The following is a 9,489-nucleotide window of genomic DNA, read 5'->3' on the forward strand; positions in this document are numbered from 1 at the left end:
CGGCCCCGCCCGCGCGCCTGCCGCTCCTCGCGGCCCTCGCGCTCTTTGGCCTTGGCGCCGGCGTCGCCGCCTTGCCGCGCGGCACCCCCATCACCACCGCCCCCACCGTCGCAAGCACCCCCGCCCCCAGCGGCAACTGGCAGGTCAGCGAAGGCACGCTTGCGCTCTCCGTCGCCCAGATGGGCCAGACCGTCAGCGGCAGCTTTGCCACTTGGGCCGCCGACATCACCTTTGACGAGACCGCCACCGACGGCCGCCACGGGCAGGTCACCGTCACCATCGACACCACCTCGCTCACGCTGGGTTCGGTCACGCAACAGGCGCAAAGTGCCGATTTCTTTGATGTCGCCACCTATCCGCAGGCCATCTTCACCGCCGACATCCTGCCCGCCGATACCGGCTATCTGGCCAGCGGCACCCTGTCCTTGCGCGGGGCCGAGGTGCCGGTCTCCTTGCCCTTCACCCTCGACCTTGACGGCAACACCGCCACCATGACCGGGCAAACCACGCTCGACCGCCGCGATTTCGGCATGGGGCAAAGCTATGCGGATGAATCCTCGGTGGGTTTTGGCGTCACGGTGGACGTCACCCTCACCGCCACCCGGCCCTGAAACCGGGCCCCAAGACCCGCTCAAAAGAAAAAGGCCGCCGGATCACTCCGGCGGCCTTTCCCCTTTCCGATCAGCGAAAGCTTACTCGGCCTTCATCGCTTCCAGCGAGATCTGCACCTGCACCTCATCGCTCACGAAGGGCGCGAAAGCCCCCACGTTGAAATCCGACCGCAGCAGCGTGGTGGTCGCGCTGAACCCGGCCCAAGGCTTGTTCTCCATCGGGTGATCGCCCGCCTGGTTCAGCACCGCATCCAGCACCACCGATTTGGTGACGCCGTTCAGCGTCAGATCACCGGTGATCAGCGCCGTGGTCTCGCCGGTCACTTCGATGCCGGTCGAGGCGAAGGTCACCATCTCATCCTCGGCGGCATCAAAGAAATCGGCCGACATGAAATGCTCAAAGCGCGCTTCCCATCCGGTCAGCATCGAGCGCACCGGGAAAGATACCGTCACCGACGACTCGGCCGGATTGGCCTGATCGAACATGATCTCGCCTTCATAGCCCGAGAACATGCCATAGCCGGTGGAAAAACCAAGGTGGTCATAGCTGAACACGATCTGCGCATGGCTCGCGTCCACGGTATACTTTTCGGCTTCGGCAAAGGCAGGGGCTGCGGCAAGGGCCGCGATCAGGGCGATGGGGGCGATACGGGTCATGCTCAATCTCCAGTCCGGCAGGCCACCACGGCCCGCTGTGTGGCGCAAACCTGCCTCCCTTGCTGCACTTGCACAATTCGCGGCCCGCGCGCAAAACTTGCGCGCATTCGCACATAACGCCTGCGTGTGGCGCACAGGCGCCCGCTGCACCAGCAGCCCAGCCCCGCACCGGCTGCCCCAGCAGCGCAGCCCCGCACCGCGCTTGCATCCCGGCCCCACATCTGTATAAGGCCGCATCCTTTCCGCATTCCCTTCCATGGCGATGCCTCTCGTGACCCGGCCGCGGAAAGGCCAAATGCCGTTGGTCTTTGAAGCCGCCCGAGACGAAAAGGACGATACATGCCACTGTATGAGCATGTCTTTATTGCGCGTCAGGATCTTTCCAACACGCAGGCTGAAGGCCTTGTCGAACATTTCACCGCAGTGCTTTCCGACAACGGCGGCAAAGTCGTCGAATCGGAATACTGGGGCGTCAAGACGATGGCCTACAAGATCAACAAGAACCGCAAAGGCCATTATGCCTTCCTGAAATCGGATGCGCCTCCGGCCGCCGTGCAGGAAATGGAACGCCTGATGCGCCTGCATGACGATGTGATGCGCGTGCTGACCATCAAGGTCGACGCCCATAACGACGGCCCCTCGGTGCAGATGCAAAAGCGTGACGACCGTGACGGTGAGCGTGGCGAACGCCGCGAGCGTCCGGCCTTCGGCGGCGACCGTCCCGAGCGCGGTGGCGACCGTGGCGGCTTCGGTGGCGATCGCGGTGCAGACCGCGGCCCGCGTCGTTGATCATCAGCCTCAGGAAAGGACCATAAACCATGGCGAACAAACCATTTTTCCGCCGCCGCAAGGTTTGCCCCTTCTCGGGCGACAATGCTCCGGCGATCGACTACAAAGACACGCGTCTGCTGCAGCGCTACATCTCCGAACGTGGCAAGATCGTGCCGTCGCGCATCACCGCCGTTTCCGCCATCAAGCAGCGTGAGCTGGCCCGCGCGATCAAGCGCGCCCGCTTCCTCGCCCTGCTGCCCTACGCCGTGAAATAAGGAGCACCAGACCATGCAAGTGATCCTTCTTCAGCGCGTGGCCAAACTCGGCCAGATGGGCGAAGTCGTGAACGTCAAGGACGGTTACGCCCGCAACTATCTCCTGCCGCAAGGCAAGGCGCTGCGCGCCAATGATGGCAACATCAAATCCTTCGAAGCCAAAAAGGCCCAGTTGGAAGCGCAGAACCTCGAAACCAAGAAAGAGGCCGAAGCCGTCGCAGCCAAGCTCGATGGTCAGACCTTTGTCATCATCCGTTCGGCATCCGATTCGGGCGCGCTCTACGGCTCCGTCACCACCCGTGACGCCGCCGAAGTGGCCACCGAAGGCGGCTTCACCGTCTCGCGCGGTCAGGTCGTTCTGGACAAGCCGATCAAGGATCTGGGCATCCACCCGGTCACGGTTGTCCTGCACCCGGAAGTTTCCGTGCGCATCAACCTGAACGTGGCCCGTTCGGTCGAAGAGGCTGAACTGCAAGCCTCGGGCAAGTCCATTCAGGAACTGGCCGCCGAAGCCGAAGCCGCAGCCGATTTCGAGATCGCCGAACTCTTCGACGATATCGGCGGTGCCGCTCAGGAAGAATAAGTCCGGCCTCCGTGCCAGACAAAAGGGGCCGCGCAGTCACTCTGCGCGGCCCTTTCTCATCAAAGCCCTTCGGGCGCCCCACCCGCGCCACAGTCGCAGCCCACATCGGTGCTCCGTTCTTCCGGCAAAGGTGCCCCATGCGCATGCTCGTCCTGCTCACCGGCTTTTCACTCTTGGGCCTTTCGGCCTTTCTCAGTTTCCAGCACCTTCAAGGCACGTCTTGGGCCGCAGGCCCGCAAGGCCCTGTCATGGTCGAGATGACACCACTGGCGGCCCCCAGCGCTGCCTCCGACTCCGTTGTCGGAAAAGCGGATCTCCCCGAGACCGCCACCCCCCGCATCTCGCTTGCGACCAAAGCCGAATCGAACGGCGCACGCTTCGTCAAGGCGCCCTCGGCCCCCTGATCGCCCGCGGCCCATCCCCGACACGTCCGATGTCGGCGCCAGAGGCGCGGGCCAGCTGTCGCCATGCTTTGCTGCCGGGCACATCCTTTCCGGCCAGCCCCCCCCCGCATGACGCCCGTCCTCATCACGCCCACCTCATGACAGCCCTGCCCAAGCCCCGCCATGACTCCAGCCTTGGCATTCTCTGCCTCTGTGCGGGCCTGGGCCTGTTTTCCGTGCAGGATCTGATTCTCAAACTGCTGGCAGGCAGCTACCCGTTGTCACAGGCCATGGTGTTTCGCAGCCTGACGGCCTTGCCGCTGCTGCTCTGGCTGGTCGCGCGCGACGGGGGCCTTGGCACCCTGTTCACCCCCGGCACCCGGGCGATGATCGGGCGCGGGTTGGTGATGTTCGTGGCCTATGCCGCCTATTACCTCGCCTTGCCCGCGCTGCCCTTGGCCTCGGTGGTGGCGCTTTATTTCTCGGCGCCGCTCTTCATCACGATTCTCTCGGTGCCGATGCTGGGCGAAGCTGTCGGCTGGCGGCGCGGCCTTGCGGTGCTCACAGGCTTTGGCGGCGTCCTCGTCATCCTGCGCCCCGGGGCGGGCCTGTTCGAGGTGGCGGCCCTGCTGCCTGTGCTCTCGGGCCTCTGCTATGGCCTGTCGATGATCTTCGCCCGCAAGCTCGGCACCCGGGAAAGCGCCCCGGCGATGGCCTTCTGGGGCAATCTGGTGTTTCTCCTGCTCGCCGCTCTGATGGCCTTGTCCTTTGGCGGCAACCCTGCCCTCGATCTGCACCCTTCGCTCGCCTTCCTGCTGCGCGGCTGGGTTTGGCCCGCCGCGCTCGATGCCACGCTGATGGCGGGCTGCGGCGTGATCGCGGCCCTTGGCCTCACCCTGCTCACCCAAGCCTACCGCATCGCCGACGCCGCTGCCGTCACCCCTTTCGAATACAGCGCCCTGCTCTGGGGCATCCTCTGGGGCTGGGCCTTCTTCGCCGAATGGCCCGACGCGCACGCTTGGGCGGGCATCGCCATCATCCTCACCGCCGGACTCTATGTCCTGTGGCGCGAGCGGCAGATCCAAAAGGGTTCCCTCCGCGCCCGCCCTTGACGCCGCGACAGGCAGGTTTCCGCCACCCCCCGATCACGCCACCTTTCAGCCCCTGAAACATGGTGTAGAACACCCTCACAGGAAAAACTGGGGACGGCCATCTTGACCTTCACATCACAGACACGCGGCTTTGCACGCGCTCTCTTCTTGTGTGCCAGCTTTGGCCTTCTCACCGCCTGCGGCGACACGCTCACCAAATCCACGATGAGCGCGCCTGCCCCCTCCTCCTTCAATCCCATGCTGCAAGCCAAGGCGATTGCCGAGGTCAAGGCCAAGCAAGCCCGCGGCACCCGCGTCTGGTGCGTGCCCTTCGCCCGCACCGCTTCGGGAATCGATCTGCAAGGCAATGCCGGCACGTGGTTCGCCGCCGCCAAGGGCAAATACTACCGTGGCAAGGCCCCCGAGGCGGGCGCCGTCATGGTCTTCGCCCCGCATTCCAGCAGCCGCCTCGGCCATGTCGCCGTCGTCTCCGAAGTCATCTCCGACCGCAAGGTGCTGATCGACCACGCCAACTGGCACCGCAACCAGATCTCGCTGAAAATGCCGGTGATCGACGTGTCCGAAAAGGGCGATTGGTCGCGCGTGCAGGTCGAAGCCACCCCCGGTGTGCTGGGCAACCCGCGCCCGCTGCACGGCTTCGTCTACCCGCGCAAGATCGGCGCCGCCGCCGCCGCAGAGGCTGCCAGTTAATTCCCCCCCGCGCTACCCCAGCGCGCCGAACCGCGCCCGCAGGGCCGCCACATGGCCGCGCAAGGCAGGCTCTGCCTCCCACTGGCGCAGCAGATCTCCCCAGCACAGCGGCACGAAGACCACCTCATCCCCCGCCACCGCCTCGGCAAAAGCCGCCACCTCGGCCCGGTGCTCGGCCTTGCGCGCCGCGTCAACCGGCTTGCCCGAAGCCCAAGCCTCGGGCTCCGCATAGAGATACACCAGCACCGACCCCAGCGCCCGCTTCTCGGCGCGCGTGCGCAAGCCATAGGCCTGCTTGATCAACAGCGCCGCATCCAGACTGCGGTATCCCACCGTGCCCTCGATCAACCCCCGCGCCAGCGCCGTATAGCGCCCCATATTCGGCCCCCAGGCGGGCCGGTCATACACTTCGGAAAATCCGGTCTGCTTGCCCGGCCGATAGGGCTCATAGCGCGTGCTCGACACCCCCACCAGCGTGGTCCGCGTGCCGATCCCCACATCCAGCCAAGGATGCCGCCCGCCCGACCATGGGAACCGCATCTCCACCGCCAGATCCACCGTCTCCACCGCGCCCGCCGGCACCCCGGGCAAGGCGGGCAACATCCCCGGCCGCTCCAGAAACCAGCCAAAGGCATTGGCCACCAATGCGGCCGAAGACTCCGCCGCATCAAATTTGCCAGACCGCACCGGATGACCGGGGGCGCGCGACAGCGCCGCCAGAATGCGCGCCTCAGGCAGATCGGGAAGAAACGCAGGCATCATCGCCTCCATGGAAAATGAAAAAGGGCCGCACCCAAGCGCGGCCCCCTGATTTTTCGCAGAAAAATCGCAAATACTCCGATTTTTCGCAGAAAAATCGTGTCTTACAGCTCGTCCAGCGCGTCAATCGCCTTTTGCAGCGCGTCCTTGTCCACTTCCTTCTCGGTCACGGTCGCCTGCGCCACGATGTGGTCCACAACCTTATCCTCGAACAGCGGCGCGCGCAGTTGCTGCTGCATCTGCGGGTTCTTCTGCACGAATTCAAAGAACTGACGCTCCTGCCCCGGATACTGACGGGCCGCATTCAGCACGGCCTGAGTCATTTCGGCATCCGACACGGTGATCTCGGCCTTGCGCCCGATTTCGGCCAACAGCAGGCCCAGACGCACGCGGCGCTCGGCCAAGGCCTTGTGCTCCTCGGTCGGCTCGATGCTGTCGTGGTTGTGGCCTTGCACGTCCGGGTTTTCCTCGTGCCACAGCTGGTGCGCGATCTGCCCGGCTTCAGCCTCAACCAGTGCCGACGGCAGGTCGAACTTTACCAAGCCGTCCAGCTGGTCCAGCAGCGACCGCTTCAGGATCGCCCGGCTCGCGCCTTGGTATTCCACGCCCAAACGCTCGGCAATCTGGCCTTTCAGCGCGGCCAGATCTTCCGCGCCGTATTTCTTGGCCAGCTCGTCATTCAGCTCGGCCTCTTTCGGCTCTTTCACGGCCTTCACGGTGCATTCAAACACCGCAGCCTTGCCGGCCAGATGCGCCGCACCATAGTTTTCCGGGAAGGTCACGTCCACTTTCAGCTCGTCGCCCACCTTGGCGCCGACCAGCTGGGCCTCAAAGCCCGGGATGAACGAGTTCGAGCCCAGAACCAGCGGGTAATCTTCCGCCGAACCGCCTTCGAAGTAATCGCCGTCGACCGAGCCTTTGAAGTCGATGGTGATCTGGTCACCGTCCTTGGCCTTGGCGCCCTTCTTGCGGTCTTCAAAGTTCTGCGCGGTCGCCGCCAGATTCTTCAGCGCCTCGTCGATCGAGGCGTCGTCGGCCTTCACCACCAGACGCTCAAGGCTGATCTTGCCCGCATCCAGCTCCGGAATCGGCGGCAGGCAGTCATAGGTCATTTCGACCACAACATCCTTGCCCTCGGCCCATTCGTCGCCGCCCTGCATCTTCACGGCAGGCTGCAGCGCCGGGCGATCGCCGGTCTTTTCGAAATGGTCTTTCATCGCGCCATCAATGGCGTCCTGCATCGCATCGCCCAGCAGGCGCTGGCCAAACTGCTTGCGCAGAATCGCCATCGGCACCTTGCCCTTGCGGAAGCCCTTCATCTCGATCTCGGGCTGCGCCTCGACCAGCTTTTCCTGAACCTTGGCTTCCAGTTCGGCGGCGGTCACGGTGATGGTGTAGCCGCGCTTCAGCCCTTCGTTCAGGGTCTCGGTGACTTGCATATTTTCCCCATATCGGTTGGGCCGCCAGAACAGGCGGCAGTCAAAACTTTCCCGCCTCTCCTATAAATCCGCACCGCCGCTTGCAAGCCCGAATGGCGCCCCAGCGCCCGAATGTTCAGCAGAAAGGGGAAAATCCGCGCGTGCCGCGCCCCGTTGCGCGATCAGCGGCGCCTCAACAGGTCAAAGTGGTGCGGGTGGAGGGACTTGAACCCCCACGCCTTGCGGCGCCAGAACCTAAATCTGGTGCGTCTGCCAATTTCGCCACACCCGCATCGCTGCCGGGCAGGCCCGGCGTGCCGCGGCTTCTAGCAAAGCCGCGCGCGGCTGGCGAGAGGGAAAACGCGCCCACACGCCCTCCCCATCCGCCCGCCCCCTGTCCTTGCGCGCGAAGCCCTCGAAATGCGGCAGGCCCTGTGCCGGAATGTCTTTCCACAGCCCTGATGACGCCACAGTTCAAGCCAAGCATCGGGCTCAGGCAAACAGCATCAGGACAGCAAAGGAGAGGATCATGGCAGAGCTTGGCAAAACCATCAGCGCGGGTCCGGTCGATGTGGGCACCCGGATGCCCGCCTGCGGCATCGCCTGCGGCACGCCGATTCTCACCCTCGCCGGGGTGCTGCCGGTCGAATGCATTGCGCCGGGCGACAAGGTCATCACCCGCGCGGGCGCCCGCACCGTCACCGCGGTCGACCTCGCCGTGGTGCCCGAGGCCCGCGTGATCCGCGTGGCACAAGGCGCATTCGGGCCCAACCGCCCTGCGGGCGATCTGCACCTTTCGCCGCGCCAGCCGCTGCTGATCCGCGATTGGCGCGACCGGGCCATGGCCGGGCTGGTGCGGGCGGTGATGCCCGCCGAACATCTGGTCGATGGCGGCGCGATCTGCGCCGAAACCCTGCCACAGGCGCGGATGATCACCTTGCACTTCGCCGATCCGCAGGTCGTCTTTGCAGGCGGGCTGGAACTCGGCTGCGGCCCCGCGACACCCGGCGCCTAAAGGCCAAGGTCGCGAAACACCCCCGGCAAGGTCTCGGGCAGATCCTCCGCGATCAGCCCCGGCCCAAAACGGCGCGCCGCCTCGCCATGCAGCCACGCGCTGGTGCAGGCCGCCTCAAAGGGGGGCATCCCTCGCGCCAGCGCGCCACAGATGAACCCCGCCAGCACATCGCCGCTGCCCGCCGTCGCCAGCCAAGGCGCGGCCCGCTCATAGGCCGCCACATGCACCGCGCAGCGCCCGTCCGGGGCCGCGATCACCGTGTCCGGCCCTTTGAACAGCACCACCGCGCCCACCCGCGCCGCTGCCGCACGGCACGCCTCCACCTTTGAAAACACGGCGCCTTTCGCCTCGGATGCCGCAAGCCGATCCGCCAGATCGGGCCACAGACGCGCAAACTCGCCCCCATGCGGCGTCAGCACAGAGCGGGTCCGCCGCACGCCGTCCCGCACCGCGCCCCCCTCCGGCGCCCGGGCCAGCAGCGTCAGCGCGTCGGCGTCCAGCACCAGCGCCGCCTGCCCCGCGCAAGCCGCGGCCAGCAGCCCCGCCTCCCGCGCGCCGCTGCCCATCCCCGGCCCCAGACACAGCGCGCTGATCCGCCTGTCCTCCAGCAGCGCCGCCAGATCGCCCGCATCCGCGACCGCGCGCAGCATCACCGCATCCAGCCGCGCCGCATGTTCCGCCAGCGCTTCGGGCGGCGCGCCCAGTGTGACCAGCCCCGCCCCCATCCGCAGCGCCCCCCGCGCCGCCAGCCGCGCGGCGCCACCGCGCCCCGAAGGCCCCGACAGCACAAGCGCATGCCCATGGTCAAACTTGTGCCCCGCCCGCTTGGCCAAGGCCTCCCGCGCGGGCAGCGCCTCTTGCACCACCCCCGCAGGCATCGCGCCCTCCAGCCCGATGTCCACCACCCGCAGCGCGCCGCACCACGCCGGACCCTCCCCCAGCACATGCCCCAGCTTGCGCCGATGGAACGTCACCGTCAGGTCACAGCGCCGCGCGGCGCCCAGATCGCGCCCCGTCTCGGCACAGATCCCCGAGGGCAGATCCACCGCCACCACCCGCCCTTGCGCCGGACCGAGCGCGCGGCGCACCGCCTCGGGCACGGGCCGCGACAGCCCGATCCCGAACAGCGCGTCCACCACCAGATCCGCGCCCGCCACCGCCTCCTCCAGCGCCCCGACCGGGCCCCACGGGGCCCAAGCGGCGCGCATCGCCGCC

Annotated in this window: 12 protein-coding genes and 1 tRNA gene; 8 read left to right on the forward strand and 5 right to left on the reverse strand. The window is 66.4% G+C overall.

Annotation, left to right across the window (positions count from 1 at the left end; all coding sequences use genetic code 11):
* A partial coding sequence (locus CUR21_RS18300; protein ID WP_198431753.1) for a YceI family protein occupies positions 1-611 on the forward strand: 611 nt, incomplete at its 5' end.
* Between the two features lie 81 nt (positions 612-692).
* On the opposite strand, the gene CUR21_RS18305 is transcribed toward CUR21_RS18300, so the two are convergent.
* Positions 693-1,268, reverse strand: coding sequence for a YceI family protein (locus CUR21_RS18305; protein ID WP_100198515.1), 576 nt, complete (start codon positions 1,266-1,268; stop codon positions 693-695).
* Positions 1,269-1,607: 339 nt separating this feature from the next.
* On the opposite strand from CUR21_RS18305, the gene rpsF reads away from it, so the two are divergent.
* From rpsF to CUR21_RS18335, 6 genes are all read left to right on the forward strand, one after another.
* Positions 1,608-2,057 (forward strand): 30S ribosomal protein S6, encoded by a 450-nt coding sequence (gene rpsF, locus CUR21_RS18310; protein ID WP_100198516.1) that lies wholly within the window; start codon positions 1,608-1,610, stop codon positions 2,055-2,057.
* Positions 2,058-2,086: 29 nt separating this feature from the next.
* The gene (gene rpsR, locus CUR21_RS18315) at positions 2,087-2,314 is read left to right on the forward strand and encodes a 30S ribosomal protein S18 (RefSeq protein WP_100198517.1); all 228 of its coding nucleotides are present in this window, start codon (positions 2,087-2,089) and stop codon (positions 2,312-2,314) included.
* Between the two features lie 13 nt (positions 2,315-2,327).
* Complete coding sequence (gene rplI / locus CUR21_RS18320; RefSeq protein ID WP_100198518.1) at positions 2,328-2,897, forward strand: 50S ribosomal protein L9; 570 nt, start codon at positions 2,328-2,330, stop codon at positions 2,895-2,897.
* Positions 2,898-3,034: 137 nt separating this feature from the next.
* Positions 3,035-3,301, forward strand: a complete 267-nt coding sequence (locus CUR21_RS18325; protein ID WP_100198519.1) for a hypothetical protein — start codon at positions 3,035-3,037, stop codon at positions 3,299-3,301.
* A gap of 137 nt (positions 3,302-3,438) precedes the next feature.
* The gene (locus CUR21_RS18330) at positions 3,439-4,392 is read left to right on the forward strand and encodes a DMT family transporter (protein WP_100198520.1); all 954 of its coding nucleotides are present in this window, start codon (positions 3,439-3,441) and stop codon (positions 4,390-4,392) included.
* A gap of 102 nt (positions 4,393-4,494) precedes the next feature.
* A complete protein-coding gene (locus CUR21_RS18335) occupies positions 4,495-5,082 on the forward strand; it encodes a CHAP domain-containing protein (protein ID WP_232622863.1) in 588 nt (195 codons plus the stop codon).
* 12 nt (positions 5,083-5,094) lie between these two features.
* On the opposite strand, the gene CUR21_RS18340 is transcribed toward CUR21_RS18335, so the two are convergent.
* From CUR21_RS18340 to CUR21_RS18350, 3 genes are all read right to left on the reverse strand, one after another.
* Positions 5,095-5,841, reverse strand: coding sequence for a hypothetical protein (locus CUR21_RS18340; RefSeq protein ID WP_157792060.1), 747 nt, complete (start codon positions 5,839-5,841; stop codon positions 5,095-5,097).
* Between the two features lie 104 nt (positions 5,842-5,945).
* The gene (gene tig / locus CUR21_RS18345) at positions 5,946-7,280 is read right to left on the reverse strand and encodes a trigger factor (protein ID WP_100198522.1); all 1,335 of its coding nucleotides are present in this window, start codon (positions 7,278-7,280) and stop codon (positions 5,946-5,948) included.
* A 186-nt stretch (positions 7,281-7,466) separates the two neighbouring features.
* Positions 7,467-7,551, reverse strand: a tRNA-Leu gene (locus CUR21_RS18350).
* 237 nt (positions 7,552-7,788) lie between these two features.
* Here CUR21_RS18350 and CUR21_RS18355 point away from each other — a divergent pair.
* Complete coding sequence (locus CUR21_RS18355) at positions 7,789-8,274, forward strand: Hint domain-containing protein (RefSeq protein ID WP_157792061.1); 486 nt, start codon at positions 7,789-7,791, stop codon at positions 8,272-8,274.
* Here the strand turns inward: CUR21_RS18355 and CUR21_RS18360 are convergent.
* On the reverse strand, positions 8,271-9,489 hold a 1,219-nt coding region (locus CUR21_RS18360; RefSeq protein ID WP_100198525.1), incomplete at its 5' end, for an NAD(P)H-hydrate dehydratase. The genes CUR21_RS18355 and CUR21_RS18360 overlap by 4 nt on opposite strands.

Origin of the sequence: Pseudorhodobacter sp. MZDSW-24AT, from assembly GCF_002794355.1 — a bacterium.
Classification (GTDB): Bacteria; Pseudomonadota; Alphaproteobacteria; order Rhodobacterales; family Rhodobacteraceae; genus Pseudotabrizicola.

Bases quoted from the DNA above. Each gene is read 5' to 3' on its own strand.
- rpsF (WP_100198516.1), top strand. From the start codon at position 1,608: ATGCCACTGTATGAGCATGTCTTTATTGCGCGTCAGGATCTTTCCAAC.
- CUR21_RS18355 (WP_157792061.1), top strand. From the start codon at position 7,789: ATGGCAGAGCTTGGCAAAACCATCAGCGCGGGTCCGGTCGATGTGGGC.
- rplI (WP_100198518.1), top strand. From the start codon at position 2,328: ATGCAAGTGATCCTTCTTCAGCGCGTGGCCAAACTCGGCCAGATGGGC.
- CUR21_RS18325 (WP_100198519.1), top strand. From the start codon at position 3,035: ATGCGCATGCTCGTCCTGCTCACCGGCTTTTCACTCTTGGGCCTTTCG.
- CUR21_RS18340 (WP_157792060.1), bottom strand. From the start codon at position 5,841: ATGCCTGCGTTTCTTCCCGATCTGCCTGAGGCGCGCATTCTGGCGGCG.
- tig (WP_100198522.1), bottom strand. From the start codon at position 7,280: ATGCAAGTCACCGAGACCCTGAACGAAGGGCTGAAGCGCGGCTACACC.
- CUR21_RS18330 (WP_100198520.1), top strand. From the start codon at position 3,439: ATGACAGCCCTGCCCAAGCCCCGCCATGACTCCAGCCTTGGCATTCTC.
- rpsR (WP_100198517.1), top strand. From the start codon at position 2,087: ATGGCGAACAAACCATTTTTCCGCCGCCGCAAGGTTTGCCCCTTCTCG.
- CUR21_RS18305 (WP_100198515.1), bottom strand. From the start codon at position 1,268: ATGACCCGTATCGCCCCCATCGCCCTGATCGCGGCCCTTGCCGCAGCC.